Source organism: Streptococcus mitis (assembly GCF_016658865.1).
Classification (GTDB): Bacteria; Bacillota; Bacilli; order Lactobacillales; family Streptococcaceae; genus Streptococcus; species Streptococcus mitis_BT.
On the sequence record NZ_CP067992.1, the window covers coordinates 1,778,500 to 1,796,374 of the forward strand.

A 17,875-nucleotide genomic window follows, 5' to 3' on the forward strand; every position below is an offset into this window, starting at 1 on the left:
TTTTTTTAGTCTGTGATAGCTCTCTTTAAAAGGCACCGATACTGCCACCACCTCCGCCTCCAGAGAAGCCACCGCCAGAACTTCCACTTCCAGAAGATACGGAATAGGTACTTGCTGTGTTTGCGATGCTGGCATAATGGCTCATTTGCGCGCTTGAATGATAAAACATACTATGCCAGCCATAAGCTACATAGAGATTGATATCTGGATTTTCCACTTGAATCTGATGAACCTTCATCAAATGACTAACCTTGTCCGCATAGCCAAATAAGGTCGCATAGACCAAAAGGCGATTCCAGACCACAATACTTTCCAATTCAGCCTGATCCAATCGTGCAATCTCACGCAACATATTTTCAAAACTGGTCCAGAGATAGTAGACTTCTGCTCCTGCTTCATTTAGGACACCATCACGATTATCTAATCGAAGCTTCCAATAATAGAAAACAGCCAAAACCAAACCTAGAAAACCAAGTATTGGCAAGGGGATGTAAAGATAGCCATAAACATCCAAATTGTACAAGAACAAGCCAAATCCGATAAATAGGGGCAGGATAGTCAAAGCACCCATACCCACTTGCAAGACCTTTTCCCCACCAGTTAAAGGACGGTAGTAATCCGGAAGCCCCCAGAAGGTAACTCTATTTCTCACTCCTTCTTGCATCTCTTTCAATACTTCTTCAAAAGAAGATTTGAGCTGACGCCCCTTTGCTTGAATCCGTTTTTCATCAGAGACTTTTGCTCTACGATAAAGGCTATCAGATACCTTGTAATCCGCAAACAAATTGGAAAGAGTTTCTTCTTTTTTGCCTGAAAAAGCCAGATCTAGACAGTCTTTCTCAAAGCCTGACAAACCATCTTCTTTTACTAGCCTCAAACCAACTGCATCTCCTTCTGAAATGATAGAGACATTTCCACGGTCTATCACATCTAGCAAGGTAGCTTGAATAAGTTGATCAAAGGTAAATTTGCCAGCCCCCTTGACTAAGGGACTCACTTCCTCCAAGGAGGTAGAGTAGACAGCCTCTGATAAAACCATAGGCTCTAATTCCATTGGTGGTTCATAGATACGATGATTTTTGGCATATTTGACCGAAGGAGTGGTCTTTCTTCTATAAATAAAATAAAAGCAAATACTCAATAACAAGGAGATAGAAAGTATAGAAGGAAACACCCACGTAACGAGTTGTTTACTTTGCTCTTTTTCTTTAAAAATCGAGTCTTCTATCTTATTAAACTCCTCTAAACGATTCCCTTTCAAACCCTGATCCGTAGCGCTAGCAAAATCAGTTCGAGGCCAGTAGGCATGCAATTCAACTCCACGCTTAGGCGGAAGATTGTCTAAACGGATAGTATAATCAAGGTTACTCTTTTCAACCGTTCCCTCTCTAAAAAGTTTCCCTGTATGGAAAAAGAGTTTTTCCGCCCCCTTGTCTCCCCTTACATGAAATTCAAACTTTCCAATAGCTCCTGAACTATCTGTCAGAGGTTGCCAATTTAATTCAGCGATATCATCATAAAGGAAAAGCAAATTCTTTAAGTTCCAGATAAGGTCAACTTCAACTGTGTCGCCATCTTGACCTGGATTATAAACTTTAACAGTATAACCATCTGCTCCTTCTATCACTTCGCTAGTAACATCTGTCAGTTCAGCACCGTTTTTCGCGGCCTGAACCTTTGGATGAGGGTCAATGTCAAATCCGCTAGGCATCTTGCCAGCACGTCCAAGTCCCACAATTTGACCCTTAAAGTCCTCCTCAAACTGGTAAACTATCTTCTGTCTAAATTCTGCCGTATTGTCTGCATGAATATACAAATCCCCTTGGTAAGAGTTTATCTTGAAATCAATGGCAAAAACAGAGAGTGGCAGAAGGCAAAACAAGCCTAACACCAGTAAGAAAAAAGTTTTTTTCATCAACTAAGCCCCCTTTTTATCTTTGCTATCATTATATCATTTTTTCTCAAGTAAGGGCTTACCTGTATTGAAAAATAGAGTTTTTTTCGATAAAATAGGAGACAGTTATTTTTTAATAGATTAGAAATAGGAGAAATCATGAGAAAAATATACTTATCTATTTTCACAAGTCTCTTGCTGATGCTGGGACTTGTCAATGTTGCTCAAGCCGATGAATATTTACGCATCGGGATGGAAGCAGCATATGCTCCCTTTAACTGGACTCAGGATGATGATAGCAATGGGGCTGTCAAAATCGATGGGACTAACCAGTATGCTAACGGATACGATGTTCAAATCGCCAAGAAAATCGCTAAGGACTTAGGTAAAGAACCTTTGGTTGTTAAAACCAAGTGGGAAGGTCTAGTTCCTGCTCTTACTTCTGGTAAGATTGACATGATTATCGCAGGTATGAGTCCAACTGCAGAACGTAAACAAGAAATTGCCTTTTCAAGCAGTTACTACACTAGCGAACCTGTTCTACTAGTCAAAAAAGATTCTGCCTATGCAAACGCCAAATCTTTGGATGACTTTAATGGTGCGAAAATCACTTCTCAACAAGGTGTTTACCTTTATGAGTTGATCTCACAAATACCAGGTGCTAAAAAAGAAACAGCCATGGGAGACTTCGCTCAAATGCGCCAAGCTCTTGAGGCTGGTGTCATTGATGCTTATGTTTCTGAACGCCCAGAAGCACTGACTGCAGAAGCTGCTAACTCTAAGTTCAAGATGGTTCAAGTAGAACCAGGTTTTAAAACTGGAGAAGAAGATACAGCTATTGCCATTGGACTTCGTAAAGATGACAATCGTATTAGCCAAATCAATGCTAGCATTGAAACCATTTCAAAAGACGATCAAGTTGCCTTGATGGACCGTATGATTAAGGAACAACCTGCCGAAGCTACAACAACTGAAGAGACTAGCAGTAGTTTCTTTAGCCAAGTCACTAAAATTCTTTCTGAAAACTGGCAACAACTCTTGCGTGGTGCTGGTATCACTCTTTTAATCTCTATCGTCGGAACCATCACAGGTCTCATTATCGGCCTTGCCATTGGTGTTTTCCGTACTGCTCCTCTCTCTGAGAATAAAGCCATTTATGGCCTACAAAAACTAGTCAGCTGGATCCTCAATGTCTATATCGAAATTTTCCGTGGTACACCAATGATTGTTCAATCGATGGTTATCTACTATGGAACTGCCCAAGCTTTCGGTATCAACCTTGACCGTACACTGGCTGCTATCTTCATCGTTTCGATCAACACCGGTGCCTACATGACTGAAATTGTTCGTGGTGGTATCCTAGCAGTTGACAAGGGACAATTTGAAGCCGCAACTGCTCTTGGTATGACTCATAACCAAACCATGCGTAAGATTGTCCTACCTCAGGTAGTCCGTAACATCCTACCAGCAACTGGTAATGAATTTGTCATCAATATCAAAGATACATCTGTATTGAACGTTATCTCGGTTGTCGAACTTTACTTCTCAGGAAATACCGTAGCAACTCAAACCTATCAATACTTCCAGACATTTACAATCATCGCCGTGATTTACTTTGTCCTCACCTTCACCGTAACACGTATCCTACGCTTCATCGAGCGCCGAATGGACATGGATACCTATACTACAGGTGCTAACCAAATGCAAACGGAGGATTTGAAATAATGACACAAGCAATCCTTGAAATTAAACACCTCAAAAAATCCTATGGACAAAACGAAGTGCTAAAAGACATTTCTCTGACCGTCCACAAGGGAGAAGTCATCTCTATCATCGGAAGCTCTGGAAGCGGAAAATCAACCTTCCTACGCTCCATTAACCTACTTGAAACACCAACTGATGGACAAATCCTTTATCATGGACAAAACGTCCTCGAAAAAGGCTATGACCTCACGCAATACCGTGAAAAGTTGGGGATGGTTTTCCAATCCTTTAACCTCTTTGAAAATCTTAACGTACTTGAAAACACAATTGTCGCTCAGACGACTGTCCTTAAACGCGAACGTACAGAAGCTGAAAAGATTGCCAAAGAAAACCTTGAAAAGGTCGGCATGGGAGAACGCTACTGGCAAGCGAAACCAAAACAACTCTCAGGTGGTCAAAAACAACGTGTGGCCATCGCTCGTGCCCTCTCCATGAATCCGGACGCCATTCTCTTTGATGAACCAACATCAGCTCTCGATCCAGAAATGGTTGGAGAAGTCCTCAAAATCATGCAAGATCTGGCTCAGGAAGGCTTGACTATGATTGTCGTAACCCACGAAATGGAATTCGCCCGTGATGTCTCTCACCGTGTTATCTTCATGGATAAGGGGGTGATTGCTGAAGAAGGCAAACCAGAAGACCTCTTCACCAATCCTAAAGAAGACCGTACAAAAGAGTTCCTTCAACGCTATCTCAAATAAAAAGAAAAGGCTGCATCAACCGTGCAGTCTTTTTGCTGTCCTCATACTCTTCGAAAATCTCTTCAAACCACGTCAGCTCTATCTGCAACCTCAAAACAGTGTTTTGAGCAACCTACGGCTAGCTTCCTAGTTTGCTCTTTGATTTTCATTGAGTATCAAAATGAAAAGGCAGACCCTATTCAAGAATCCGCCATCATCCAAAGATTAATCTTCAAATTTTTCATGATTTTTATCATAGAAATCAATTAAACCTAGAGCCGTTTCAAACGAAATATTTTTTACTTTTGCACGCCCCTGCGCTAGAGCAATGATAGACATTTCACGCGCATTCGTTTCTTTAGAGATACGGTAGCCTGTGATTTTCTTATCACGAACCCAGCCAACAACTGATTCTACTTTTTCAAAGTTTGACTTAGCCATGTCCTTCTCCTATTTTCTTCTTTACGATATTTAATTGTATACGTTTTTATGACTTTTGTCAATAAAAAAACATATATTCAATAAAATTAATGATTTATTTTTCTATTACTATCTTATTAAAGCCGATAATATATAGGTTTTCCCTTGCTATAAACCATTAGTAAACACCTTTAAAATAATTGTATTATTAACTCTTTTATTTGTAAAAATATTCATGCTTTACAAATACCAATTCTTGATAGATTAGACAGGTTTTATCTTCAACTTTATTCTATTTACCTAACTTTAAAATGATATTTCTAATAGTAGAAGACTTTCTCTCCACACTATTACTAACTATTATTTCTCTTCTCCTTCTTTGATTTTCTTCCTGTCTGCATAAGTACTTTTCACTTGTTCAACTGGTACTATTTATTTACTTTATCAATATTCCTTTTTATTTCTTCAAACCTATAAAAAGATGAGTAGTTAGGAAACCATAGTATCTTATCTTCCAACATCTTCCACTGTTTTTATCTTCTTAGTATCTTATCACTCTTCTCAGTTAACTCAGTATAAAGCTTCTCATTAGTATTGATTATTTTTTCTAATTCCTATTATATTTAACCAAATTTCAGATTAGACATATATAAAATAGTGGATTCTAAAAATACTCCTTATATATAACAAGTAATTTTACTCCCTTACTATAAACCCAATCAAAAAATAATAGGTACTATAATGACTTGTGATAGAAATAGCGTAATCGATTTCCTAAGTCCATAGGAATCGCCCCCTTTCTTCACTCTCATTATAGCACCTATACATCAGTTGTGCAAATAATATGATATTTTTTTATTAGTCCTCAGACAAGCATATTATAGAGCGTTTCATTACCATTTAAGTTAATATAAGATGGATCAAAACCTTCCATTCGACGAATCAAGCCTGCATAATCATGCTTATCTGCCAAAGCGATTCCAATCAATACAGGCCCTGTCCCCTTGCTAGCTCGTTTGATATACTCAAATCGTGTGATATCATCATTTGGTCCTAGGATATCATTTACAAACTCACGCAGAGCACCTGGACGCTGTGGAAAATTGACCACAAAGTAATGCTTGATCCCATCATAAATCAAGGCACGTTCTTCCATTTCTGGCATCCGGTTGATATCATTATTTCCTCCAGAAATGATACAACAAATGGTTTTCCCCTTGATATATTCAGCCAACACCTCTAGAGAGGCGATACTAGCCGCTCCAGCAGGTTCTGCAACAATCCCTTGCTTAGAGTAGAGGTCAATCAAGGTTTCAGAAATCAATCCCTCATCGACACCTACCAAAGTTTGAACATGTTGACGAGTTGCTTCATAGGTCAATTGACCTACCTTTTGTACAGCAATCCCATCCGCAAATTTGTCAATTTCCTTGAGCTTAACAGGTCCACCAGCTTCAAAGGCAGCCTTCATGGAACGCGCTCCATTAGCTTCTACCCCAATAACTTCAATCTCTGGACTTGTTTCCTTGATATAAGTCGAAACTCCAGCAATGAGACCTCCGCCTCCAACAGGGACCAAAACAGCATCAAAATCAATCGATTCTTTTCGAGCTTCTTCTAAAATCTCATAAGCAACTGTCCCTTGACCTGCTTGAACATGGGCATCATCAAAGGGATCAATAAAGGTACGATTTTCAGAGACTGTAAATTCTTGGGCTGCTTTGGCTGAAGCATCAAAGGTATCCCCAACTAGTTTAATGGTTACAAAATCCCCACCAAAAAAGCGAACTTGACCAATCTTTTGTTGCGGAGTCGTAATTGGCATAAAAATAGTAGCAGGAATTTTCATCTCATTACATGTATAGGCCACTCCCTGCGCATGATTTCCCGCAGAAGCACAGACTACCCCACGCTCACGCTCTTCCTTACTGAGCTGAGAAATAGCATAATAGGCACCACGAATTTTAAAGGAACGAACACGTTGAGCATTTTCCTTTTTCAAATAAATCTTAGCACCATACTTCTCCGATAAATAATGGTCATAATCCAGTGGGGTATTCACGACCACACCGTTCAAGACTTTATGAGCCTTGATGATATCTTTTGAACTTAACATCTTTTTCTCCTAGACTATTTCATACTATCACAATCCATCCTCTCAAAAAGAGATGAATTGATTATAAAAGCGAGTTAGGTCCCCCCAACTCGCCTTCAACTTGATTTCTATCAATTAGTTATAGATTTTGAATGCATCGTCGTCGTTTTTACCAACGAATGGCATTGCTTTACGCAATTCTGCACCAACTTTTTCAATTTCAAGGTTAGCTGCTTGTTCACGGTAAGCAGTCAATTTTGGACGTCCAGCTTTATAGTCATTTACAAAGTCATTTGCAAATTTACCATTTTGGATGTCTGCCAAGACAGCTTTCATGTTTTCTTTAACTTGCTCAGTAATTACACGTGGACCTGATACATAGTCACCGTATTCAGCAGTGTTTGAAATTGATTGACGCATTTTCTTGAATCCACCTTCATAGATCAAGTCAACGATCAATTTCATTTCGTGAAGAACTTCAAAGTAAGCCAATTCTGGAGCGTAACCTGCTTCTGTCAAGACTTCGAAACCTGCTTCAATAAGGGCAGTCAAACCACCACAAAGTACAGCTTGTTCACCAAACAAATCTTCTTCAGTTTCTTCTTTATAAGTTGTTTCAAGAAGACCTACACGAGCTGCTCCAACACCTTTACACCAGTCCATAGCAATATTTTTAGCATTTCCTGTTGCATCTTGGTAAACTGCGTAAAGAGCTGGAACACCAAATCCTTCTTCGTAAGTACGGCGTACCAAGTGTCCTGGTCCTTTAGGAGCACACATGAAGACATCTACATCTGCAGGTACTTTGATAAATTCAAAGTGGATATTGAAACCATGGGCAAATCCAACTGCATTTCCAGCTTCCAAGTTTGGAGCGATTTCTGCTTCGTACAATTCTTGTTGGATTTCGTCTGGTGCCAAGATCATGATAACGTCAGCTAATTTAGTTGCTTCTGCTACTGTGTAAGTGTCAAATCCATCTTCTTTTGCTTTGTCAAAAGATTTACCTGGACGTACACCGATAATGACATCACGACCTGAATCACGCAAGTTTTGAGCATGCGCATGTCCTTGTGAACCATAACCGATAACGGCGATTTTTTTACCATCAAGCGCTGCTACTTTAACATCTTTTTCGTATTCCATTTGAACTGCCATAGTTTTTCTCTCTTTTCTATTATTTATTGCCTTTTAGGCTGGTTTAACAAATTTAAGTTGGATTTTTAGTCGCGGGTAAATCCAGTTGCACCCGTTCTAGCAATATTGCGAATACCGTATGGTCGAATGACTCGCAACAGCGCTTCGCTCTTTTCTGCATTTCCTGTCATTTGAATAGTAATCGAGCTTGGCGCTACATCTACCACCGTTGCACGGAAAGGTTGAATAATCGCTAGAATCTCAGCGCGCTTCTCGGCTGGCGCTGACATCTTAACCAAAATTACCTCGCGCTCCAAATGAGGCTTGTCTGTAATATCACGAATGCGAATCACATCAATCTGACGATTGAGCTGTTTGATAATTTGCTCCACCTCATCATGTGAAGCAACATCAATAATAATGGTGATACGCGATACATTCGGATCTTCTGTTGCTCCAACAGAGATACTTTCGATATTAACCTGACGACGAGACAGGACACCAGTAAAGCGATTGAGGACTCCTGATCGATTCTGTAGTTTTGCTGTTAACATTCTACGCATGGAACTTCACCCCCAACATCTCATGATTACTCTTACCAGCTGGTACCATTGGTAACACCTGTTCCTTACGAGAAATATCTACCTCGATTAGCATAGGAACATCCTCAGTGATGACTTCAAGGTCTTGAGCCAAAGTCTCAGGATTGTCAAACTTATAGTTTTTAATTCCATAAGCTTGTGCCATCAATTGGAAATCAGGAAGGGTATCAAAGACCGACTCAGATGTTCTACCTTCATAGAAGGATTCTTGCCACTGGCGGACCATTCCAAGTGAGTGGTTGTTCAGCATAACCACCTTGATTGGCACCTTGTAAATGTTCAAAATAGCCAATTCCTGGTTAGTCATTTGGAAACCACCATCCCCAACAAACAAGACCACTTCCTTATCTGGGTTAGCAATTTTAGCACCGATTGCTGCTGGAATTCCGAATCCCATCGTTCCCAAACCACCTGAAGTCACTAACTGACGTTCATTTTGGTAAGGATAATACTGAGCTGTCCACATTTGGTGTTGACCAACGTCTGTTACCACAATGGCATCTCCATTCGTCAACTCACCGATGCGTTCAATAACAGCTTGCGGCTGAACCACACGCTCTTTCTTATCATAAGAACGAACGCGGTTCTTGTCTTTGGTAACTTTTTCAATCCATTTCTCAGTATTGTTATGAACTGTCGGTTCTGCTAGTAACATTTGCAAGGCTTTCTTAGCATCTCCCACCACAGGAATATCCGCACTGATAATCTTGCCAATCTCAGCTGGGTCAATATCAATGTGAGCAACCTTAGCATTCTTAGCGAAGGTCTTAGGATTCCCCGTCAAGCGGTCATCAAAACGACAACCAATACTAATCATAAAATCAGCTTCTGTCATGGCAATATTAGCTGCGAATGACCCATGCATGCCTCCCATTCCAAGGAAGAGTGGATGACTCGTTGCAATCGTTCCTTGTCCCAAAAGACTGGTTACTACTGGAATTTGATAGCGTTCTGCAAATTCATTTAATTCTGCCGCAGCCTCAGCATAACTAATCCCACCTCCAGCTAGCAAGACTGGCTTTTTAGCCTTGGATAATTGCTTCAAGATTTTCTTGATTTGCATATCATTTGGCTCAAGAGTCGGCTGATAGCTTGGTAGGTTCACTTCTGGTGAATAAATGAAGTCTGTTTCTAATGCAGATACGTCTTTAGGTAGGTCAATTACGACTGGCCCTGGGCGACCTGTAGTTGCGATATGGACAGCTTCCGTAATGATACGAGGAATATCAGCTGTCTCACGAACTTGGTAATTGTACTTAGTGATTGGCATGGTAATTCCCACAATGTCTGCCTCCTGAAAGGCATCCTTCCCAATCCCTGCTCGCGCTACCTGACCTGTAAAGACCAAAAGGGGAACACTGTCGCTCATGGCATCCGCAATCCCTGTAATGGCATTTGTTGCTCCCGGTCCGCTAGTGACGACGGCAACACCCAACTTTCCAGTTGATTTGGCATAACCTTCAGCTTCATGCAAACAACCTTGCTCATGGCGCCCTAAAATGTGGCGAATGCCTTTAAAATTATATATCGCATCATAAAAAGGCAAGACCGCACCACCAGGATAACCAAAGATGGTATCAATTCCTAAATCACGAAGTGTTTCCAAAACTAGGTCCGACCCCGTCTTAGGAGATTCTAAACTGATTTTCTCCATTGTTCCCCTTTCTCTTCTCTTAAAAATAACTTGTTACTATCATACCATTTTTTCAAAATTTTTCAAGACAAAATAAGAAATTTTCTGAATTTTCTATTTTAAAGTTTATTTATGAATAATTATTTTGTTTTTATGAGTTTTAAAAGATAAATTACATTCTTTAACAATATATTTTCATTTACATTGTAAATTTCCTTCGCAAATTACTTCAACTTATGTTATATGAAAGTTCTTTAAGTCATATTTTCAGAATATATAAAATTTGTCGTAACGTTACAAAAAAGGAAGCCATTAAGTGACTTCCTTCTAGAGCGAGGACTGATTAGTCTTCACCTTTATTTTTCTTAATGATTTCTTCTTGTACTGACTTAGGTACATCTTCATAGTGGTCAAATACCATCATGAATGTACCACGTCCTTGAGATGCAGAACGAAGAACTGTTGCGTAACCGAACATTTCAGCAAGTGGAACGTAAGCACGAACAATTTGGCTGTTACCGTGTGCTTCCATACCATCTACACGTCCACGACGAGCAGTTACGTGACCCATAACATCACCAAGGTTTTCTTCTGGAACAGTGATTGTTACAAGCATCATTGGTTCAAGGATAGCTGGTTGTGCTGATTTAGCAGCTTCTTTAAGAGCAAGTGAAGCCGCGATCTTGAAGGCAGTTTCAGATGAGTCGACATCGTGGTATGAACCATCGTAAAGCTTAGCTTTAACGTCAACCATTGGGTAACCTGCAAGAACACCGTTAGCCATAGATTCTACCAAACCTTTTTCAACCGCTGGGATAAATTCGCGAGGAACCACACCGCCGACGATTGCGTTTTCAAATTCGAATCCTTTACCTTCTTCATTTGGAGTAAATTCAATCCATACATCACCGAATTGACCTTTACCACCAGACTGACGTTTGAAGAATCCACGTGCTTGGGTAGAAGCGCGGAATGTTTCACGGTAAGATACTTGAGGAGCACCTACGTTTGCTTCAACTTTGAACTCACGACGCATACGGTCAACAAGGACGTCAAGGTGAAGCTCACCCATACCAGAGATAACTGTTTCACCAGTTTCAACGTTTGTTTCAACGCGGAATGTTGGATCTTCTTCAGCCAATTTTTGAAGGGCGATACCCATCTTGTCTTGGTCAGCTTTAGATTTTGGCTCAACCATCAATTGGATAACTGGTTCTGGAACGTTGATTGACTCAAGAATGATTTTAGCTTTTTCATCTGTCAATGAGTCACCAGTTGTAGTATCTTTCAAACCAACGGCAGCAGCGATATCACCTGAGTAAACAGTGTCAATTTCTTGACGGCTGTTGGCGTGCATTTGAAGGATACGTCCGATACGCTCACGTTTACCTTTAGAAGTGTTCAATACGTAAGAACCTGATTGAAGCACACCTGAGTAAACACGGAAGAATGTCAAACGACCTACGAATGGGTCTGTCATAATCTTGAAGGCAAGAGCTGCAAATGGCTCTTCGTCAGATGCTGGACGAGTTTCTTCTTCGTCTGTGTCTGGGTTGATACCTTTGATTGCTGGGATGTCAAGTGGGCTTGGAAGGTAGTCGATAACCGCATCAAGCATCAATTGAACACCTTTGTTCTTGAAGGCAGAACCACACAATACTGGGAAGAATTCAACGTTGATAGTCGCTTTACGGATACCAGCTTTCAATTCTTCGTTAGTGATTTCTTCACCTTCAAGGTATTTCATCATCAATTCTTCGTCAGTTTCAGCAACTGCTTCGATCAATTTTTCGCGGTATTCTTGAGCTTGGTCAAGGTATTCAGCTGGGATGTCTTCTTCAAGGATATCTGTACCAAGGTCGTTAGTATAGATTTCAGCTTTCATCTTGATCAAGTCGATGATACCACGGAAGTCATCTTCAGAACCGATTGGCAATTGGATTGGGTGTGCATTTGCTTGAAGACGATCGTGAAGTGTGCTTACAGAGTAAAGGAAGTCAGCACCGATTTTGTCCATTTTGTTAGCAAATACGATACGTGGAACTCCGTACTCAGTTGCTTGACGCCAAACTGTTTCAGTTTGAGGCTCAACACCTGATTGTGAGTCAAGAACGGTAACCGCACCATCCAATACACGAAGAGAACGTTGTACTTCGATTGTGAAGTCCACGTGTCCTGGTGTGTCGATGATGTTTACGCGGTGGTTGTTCCATTGAGCTGTTGTCGCAGCAGATGTGATAGTGATACCACGTTCTTGCTCTTGCTCCATCCAGTCCATTTGTGACGCACCTTCGTGAGTTTCACCGATTTTGTGGATTTTACCAGTGTAGTAAAGAATACGCTCAGTAGTTGTTGTTTTACCAGCATCGACGTGAGCCATGATACCGATATTACGAGTTTTTTCAAGTGAAAATTCGCGTGCCATGAGGTTTGTTTCTCCTATTTATTTTTGATTTCTATTCTATTATAACACGATTTTAATAAAAACGGATAGGCAGGACCTACCCGTTCTCAATGTTTTCATGCTATTGTTGGTTTCAACTTACGAAATGGTAAGTTGAGTTGAACTCGGGCTAAAGTTAATTAGCCGATTTGAGCCAGAACGGGATGCTGTGTGAAAAAGATAAACTTCCTTGTATTCGTCGAATACTGCGTCAGTTTCCTATTTTCACCTTGCATCCTTATCGTTCCTAGCATCATGATTTTACCAACGGAAGTGTGCGAATGCACGGTTAGCTTCAGCCATACGGTGAGTGTCTTCACGTTTCTTAACAGCTGCACCAGTGTTGTTAGCAGCATCCAAGATTTCTTTTGCAAGACGGTCTTGCATTGTGTGTTCACCACGAAGACGAGCGATTGTTACCAACCAACGAAGTCCAAGTGTTGTACGACGTTCTGGACGAACTTCAACTGGGACTTGGTAGTTAGAACCACCAACACGACGTGCACGTACTTCAAGTACAGGCATGATGTTTTCCATAGCTGTTTCAAATACTTCAAGTGCATCGTTACCAGTAGCTTCTTTGATTTGCTCAAAAGCACCGTAAACGATTGAAGCAGCTGTACCACGTTTACCATCAAGCATAACGCGGTTGATAAGACGAGTAACTAGTTGTGAATTGTAAAGCGGATCTGGCAATACGTCACGTTTTGGAGCTCTATTTTTACGACTCATTTCTCTTTATCCCCTTTCCTTATGCTTTTGGACGTTTAGTACCGTATTTAGAACGGCCTTGTTTACGATCGTTAACACCTGCAGTATCAAGTGCACCACGGACGATATGGTAACGTACCCCTGGAAGGTCTTTTACACGTCCACCACGAAGAAGCACCACGCTGTGCTCTTGCAAGTTGTGTCCGATACCTGGGATATAGGCAGTAACTTCGATAAGGTTGCTCAAACGTACACGAGCGAATTTACGAAGGGCTGAGTTAGGTTTTTTAGGTGTCATTGTTCCAACACGAGTTGCAACACCACGTTTTTGTGGTGAAGAAACGTTTGTTTGAACTTTTTTATGACTGTTGTAACCAACGTTCAAAGCTGGTGATTTAGATTTTTCTACTTTTGATTTACGCGGTTTGCGAACCAATTGGTTAATTGTAGGCATCTACATTCTCCTGTGTTTTTTTATTTTTGGTGATGATACACTTGGTGACAGCTATCATCTGTGTGTACTTTTGCAACATTTGTCAGCACGTCCCTGTACACTCTTGAGAGACCAAAAGTAAAAAGTACCGTCTATTATTGTAACAAATTTTTCCCTTGCTTGTCAAGATATTTTTCTTTTTTATTGTTAATTTTAGCTCTGGGATCCCGCTTCCAAAAGAAAGAAAAGGAGGAATAGTCCCTCCTAAAGTTTGGTATTGTTCCATTCAATCCCATCAATTTTAGCACATAATGTTCAGAAAAATATTATATCATCACAACCAACCAGATTCTTTCGCGATATTAGCTGCCTCTGTTCTATTAGCAGCATCTAGTTTAGAAAGAATATTGGTGACATAGTTTCGGACGGTTCCGTTTGATAAATAAAGTTGATCTGCAATTTCTTGGTTAGAGAAGCCCTGAGCAATTCCCTTTAAAACGGCGATTTCTTGCTCTGTTAACGGGTTAGGATGCGTCATCACCACTTCCATCAATTCAGGCGAATATTCCTTGCGTCCTTCGAGAACAGTGTGCAAGGTTTGCATGAGGTCTGCAATGCTTCTTTCTTTCAAGACATAAGCATCCACTCCAGCCTTGACCGCACGTTCAAAATAACCAGGGCGCTTGAAGGTCGTTACCACAACCACCTTTGTTTCTAGCTTTTCTGCTCGTACCCATTCCAGCACTTCGAGACCTGTCTTAACAGGCATCTCTACATCAAGGATGGCGATATCTACAGACTCTTTTTCTAAGAGTTGGATTGCTTCTTGCCCATTCTTGGCTTGTAAGACAGACTCTACATCTGCTTGAAAGGCAAGTAACTGGCACATGGCATCTCGTAACATACTTTGATCTTCTGCAACAAGTAGTTTCATCTTAGTTTCTCTCCTTATAAGGTAGTCGAACTTTCACTTCCGTTGGCTCTTTCTGATTGATTACCTTTACTTCTCCAGAGAATGGAAGGACACGATCTCGGACAGTATGGAGTTCGTTCCCCTTTAGGGAAGAAAAGCCACAGCCATCATCTCTTACTGTTAAAACGAGTTCTTTCTCTGTTCGTTGTAATTTTAAGTAAGTCTTCGACGCTTTGGCATGTTTGATGATATTGGTCACTAACTCAAGTAAAATCATGGAAGCCGTTGACTCCAATTCCTGAGTAAGGCTAGCAGTATCTAGTTGGTTATCCGTTTCCACCTCAATTCCAGCAATTTCTAACATCTTTTTCACAGTCTCTAGTTCGGATGTCAAAGTTCTAGACTTAAGATTTTCCACAATCGTTCGCACTTCACGCATTGAGTCTTTGCTAATTTGCTGTATTTCTCTTAATTCCTTTTCCACCTGTGGATGAGCCTGCATCTGTAATAACTGTAATGCTAAATCTGCCTTGACACTAAGCATAGCAAAAGTATGCCCCAGACTATCATGCAAATCCTGACCGATACGATTGCGCTCGTTTTCTGCTAACAATAGATTTATCTGGATATTTTGCTTGGCCTGCGCTTCTTTCAAATCCTCCACAATACGAATCCGAACCAAGCCAAAAGTCATTAAATCGACAAAAGCAAGAATTACAAATAGATAGAATAGAGACTCAACTTCGATTCTCTGAAAAATCAACAGTTGGCCCACAACAAGGAATTGAGCAAGAAGAAAAGTCCAGACATGTAAAGACTTTAAACCACCTACGTTGAAATGATAACTTAAGAGATTGGATAGGAAAAAGAAAAACCAGATATAATTAACAGTAACAAAGGCAGTATTCCCAACTACATAAGTCAGCATGAGGACCCAATATAGCCAAGATAGGCGCTGGCTCTTAGTTGTTAAAACACCCAAATACGCCACTACAAATAGAATATCAATCAATAAATGCCAGGCAGAAAGCCTTCCAGTCACTACAGGTAGGATGGGGAAAATCATAAAAATTAAACTGGCCCAAAACATATAATGTATGCTTTTCAGTCTTTCAAGCATTAAGCATTCTCCTTATGACCTTGAAGGTAAATAGTCAAACCAAATAAAACTGCTGAAAAAACAAGTAAATAAACTGTGGCTGATAGATTGATGCTACCCTCGTTTAAGAAGGTCTTGAGCAACTCCATCAACTGATAAGTTGGTAGACACTTCCCGATTGCTTGCATCCAGTCTGGAAATAAAGAGATGGGCATCCAGAGTCCGCCTAAAACAGCCAAGCCTAGATAAAGAAGATTGCCCACGACAGACATCAGCTGACTAGAAGGCAAGAGTGTCAAGGTCAAGCCAAGCGCTACAAAAGCTACACTTCCTACTATCAGCAAGAGCGCAGCCCCAATCCAGCTTCCTAAAGGCATATCCACACCTCTGACCAAGTGCCCAACTGAGAAAACAACCAGGATTGAGACCAGATAATCAACCATCATACTTGTTATCTTTGATAGATAATATTCTACCATATTTACCGGAGTATGGCGCAATGTTTTCTGCCAGTTGTTAATCTTGTCAGTATGTAAGACAGCTGGAAATGAAAACATAGCAGTCGACATCATGGAAAAAGCCGTCATGGAGATGAGGTAATCACGCATAAAATTAGCTGGCTCACCGGGTGTGTCCTGGTACATGCCTGAAAAGAATAAATAGAAGGCTGTCGGCATCCCTACGGATAATAGATAATAGACTGATTGTCGTTTGGTCAATAAAAATTCTATCTTGTTTAGTGCGGTCCATCGTTTCATCTTAGTCATCTCCCTTTTGTGTTTCTTCAAAGATTGTATCCAACAAACTACGGTTATTAACTTCGATTTCTTGTATGCTACATCCTGCTTGGGATAATAGTTCCCAGAAAGCATCTGCTTCTCGAGTGACTACTTGCAGGGCATCTTGTTTTTGTACCCACCTTTCAACCAAGACTGACTTCTCAACGACTTCCTTGTAAGCTAGAGGAAGGATAAAATGCTTTTCAATCTCCTCACTACGCATAGCTAGAGGCGTCGTATCACGAATCAACTCTCCCTTATTTAAAACCAAAATCCGGTCAGCTGTATGCTCTACCTCTTCAATATAATGAGACGAATAGAGAATGGTAACTCCTTGCGCTTTTAAGTCCCGAACAATTTCCCAAAAACGTTGACGGGTAGAGGTATCCATGGCCGAAGTTGGCTCATCTAAAAAGACAAGCTTTGGTCGGCCAATCAAGGTCAAGACAAAAGAGAAGAGACTCTTCTGCCCACCTGACAATTTTTCTGCCAATTGTTCTTTTTGTTGCTTATCAAACTGCAATAGTTGATCAATTTCCTGCTCGCTCAAAGGATTTGGATAAATACTTTGAAAAAATGCAATTAACTCTTTAACCTTCAATTTCTGTACAATCACATTTTCTTGAGGGAGGTAAGTCCTAGTATAGTCTAACTTAGAACTCGTCACTGGTAAACCTTGAATAGATACTTGACCGCTTGTGACCAGTTTATCTCCAAGCAGACAGTCCAAGAGTGTGGTCTTCCCAGCACCATTGGGCCCAATCAAGGCGACGCATTCACCTTCAGCTACCTCAAAGGAAATATCCTTCAAAATAGCCTTGCCCTTGATGTTTTTATTTAGGCTTTCTACCTTAATCATGTTCATGCTATTCTCCTTTCAGCCACTCCTTTCCCATAGGAAAGGCGATAAAAATCATAAATCCTAGTCCCCAGGCACCACGGATGAATTGGTGAAGGAAGGCTTGATCAAACCAACCTGTAAACATTTCTACCAACCATACCACTAGTGATAGTCCAATAAAAAGATAGAGAAACGCTTTTTTCATTTTTCAAACTCCTTTTTCACATCTGAGACTAATTTCAAACCTTCTCGGATAAGCCAGGACATCATTCCAAATCCTGCAAATAGCTCCCAAGGAAAATGATAGAAATCTTCATCCAATCCTGAGAACATGAGATAAGTCATGACTCCAGCTGCTACTAAACTCATTGCGACAATTACTTTATGTTTCATTTTTTCTTCCTCCACTTGATACATCTAGTATAATTCTT

General features: G+C 40.5%; 17 protein-coding genes. 2 read left to right on the top strand and 15 right to left on the bottom strand.

Annotation, left to right across the window (positions count from 1 at the left end; genetic code table 11):
- Positions 1 to 25: 25 nt before the first annotated feature.
- Positions 26 to 1,915: a DUF2207 domain-containing protein gene (locus JJN14_RS08710; RefSeq protein ID WP_201058445.1), complete on the bottom strand. Its 1,890-nt coding sequence runs from the start codon at positions 1,913 to 1,915 to the stop codon at positions 26 to 28.
- Between the two features lie 138 nt (positions 1,916 to 2,053).
- Here JJN14_RS08710 and JJN14_RS08715 point away from each other — a divergent pair, with 138 nt between their 5' ends.
- Positions 2,054 to 3,619, top strand: a complete 1,566-nt coding sequence (locus tag JJN14_RS08715) for an ABC transporter substrate-binding protein/permease (protein WP_201058446.1) — start codon at positions 2,054 to 2,056, stop codon at positions 3,617 to 3,619.
- A complete protein-coding gene (locus JJN14_RS08720) occupies positions 3,619 to 4,359 on the top strand; it encodes an amino acid ABC transporter ATP-binding protein (RefSeq protein ID WP_000189477.1) in 741 nt (246 codons plus the stop codon). Before JJN14_RS08715 ends, JJN14_RS08720 begins: the two co-directional genes overlap by 1 nt.
- A gap of 204 nt (positions 4,360 to 4,563) precedes the next feature.
- Here JJN14_RS08720 and JJN14_RS08725 read toward each other — a convergent pair whose 3' ends face one another.
- From JJN14_RS08725 to JJN14_RS08790, 14 genes are all read right to left on the bottom strand, one after another.
- Positions 4,564 to 4,779, bottom strand: a complete 216-nt coding sequence (locus JJN14_RS08725) for a hypothetical protein (RefSeq protein ID WP_001130035.1) — start codon at positions 4,777 to 4,779, stop codon at positions 4,564 to 4,566.
- A gap of 844 nt (positions 4,780 to 5,623) precedes the next feature.
- A complete protein-coding gene (ilvA, locus tag JJN14_RS08730) occupies positions 5,624 to 6,874 on the bottom strand; it encodes a threonine ammonia-lyase IlvA (protein WP_000952976.1) in 1,251 nt (416 codons plus the stop codon).
- A 114-nt stretch (positions 6,875 to 6,988) separates the two neighbouring features.
- Positions 6,989 to 8,011, bottom strand: coding sequence for a ketol-acid reductoisomerase (ilvC, locus tag JJN14_RS08735; RefSeq protein ID WP_000290683.1), 1,023 nt, complete (start codon positions 8,009 to 8,011; stop codon positions 6,989 to 6,991).
- Positions 8,012 to 8,076: 65 nt separating this feature from the next.
- Positions 8,077 to 8,553 carry an acetolactate synthase small subunit gene (gene ilvN / locus JJN14_RS08740; RefSeq protein ID WP_001253803.1) on the bottom strand — a complete coding sequence of 159 codons (477 nt, stop codon included), beginning with the start codon at positions 8,551 to 8,553 and terminating at the stop codon, positions 8,077 to 8,079.
- Positions 8,546 to 10,246, bottom strand: coding sequence for an acetolactate synthase large subunit (locus tag JJN14_RS08745; RefSeq protein ID WP_000411735.1), 1,701 nt, complete (start codon positions 10,244 to 10,246; stop codon positions 8,546 to 8,548). Before JJN14_RS08745 ends, ilvN begins: the two co-directional genes overlap by 8 nt.
- A gap of 322 nt (positions 10,247 to 10,568) precedes the next feature.
- The gene (gene fusA, locus JJN14_RS08750) at positions 10,569 to 12,650 is read right to left on the bottom strand and encodes an elongation factor G (RefSeq protein WP_000090348.1); all 2,082 of its coding nucleotides are present in this window, start codon (positions 12,648 to 12,650) and stop codon (positions 10,569 to 10,571) included.
- 279 nt (positions 12,651 to 12,929) lie between these two features.
- Positions 12,930 to 13,400: a 30S ribosomal protein S7 gene (rpsG, locus tag JJN14_RS08755; RefSeq protein ID WP_000087873.1), complete on the bottom strand. Its 471-nt coding sequence runs from the start codon at positions 13,398 to 13,400 to the stop codon at positions 12,930 to 12,932.
- A 19-nt stretch (positions 13,401 to 13,419) separates the two neighbouring features.
- Positions 13,420 to 13,833, bottom strand: coding sequence for a 30S ribosomal protein S12 (gene rpsL, locus JJN14_RS08760; protein ID WP_001142332.1), 414 nt, complete (start codon positions 13,831 to 13,833; stop codon positions 13,420 to 13,422).
- A 313-nt stretch (positions 13,834 to 14,146) separates the two neighbouring features.
- On the bottom strand, positions 14,147 to 14,746 hold the full coding sequence (locus tag JJN14_RS08765; protein WP_201058447.1) for a response regulator transcription factor: 600 nt from the start codon (positions 14,744 to 14,746) through the stop codon (positions 14,147 to 14,149).
- A gap of 1 nt (position 14,747) precedes the next feature.
- A complete protein-coding gene (locus tag JJN14_RS08770) occupies positions 14,748 to 15,845 on the bottom strand; it encodes a sensor histidine kinase (protein WP_201058448.1) in 1,098 nt (365 codons plus the stop codon).
- A complete protein-coding gene (locus tag JJN14_RS08775) occupies positions 15,845 to 16,582 on the bottom strand; it encodes an ABC transporter permease (protein WP_201058449.1) in 738 nt (245 codons plus the stop codon). The genes JJN14_RS08770 and JJN14_RS08775 overlap by 1 nt, the downstream gene beginning before the upstream one ends.
- A 1-nt stretch (position 16,583) precedes the next feature.
- The gene (locus JJN14_RS08780; RefSeq protein ID WP_201058450.1) at positions 16,584 to 17,468 is read right to left on the bottom strand and encodes an ABC transporter ATP-binding protein; all 885 of its coding nucleotides are present in this window, start codon (positions 17,466 to 17,468) and stop codon (positions 16,584 to 16,586) included.
- Position 17,469: 1 nt separating this feature from the next.
- Positions 17,470 to 17,649, bottom strand: a complete 180-nt coding sequence (locus tag JJN14_RS08785; RefSeq protein ID WP_201058451.1) for a hypothetical protein — start codon at positions 17,647 to 17,649, stop codon at positions 17,470 to 17,472.
- Positions 17,646 to 17,837 carry a hypothetical protein gene (locus tag JJN14_RS08790; protein ID WP_012972435.1) on the bottom strand — a complete coding sequence of 64 codons (192 nt, stop codon included), beginning with the start codon at positions 17,835 to 17,837 and terminating at the stop codon, positions 17,646 to 17,648. Before JJN14_RS08790 ends, JJN14_RS08785 begins: the two co-directional genes overlap by 4 nt.
- Positions 17,838 to 17,875 lie beyond the last annotated feature (38 nt).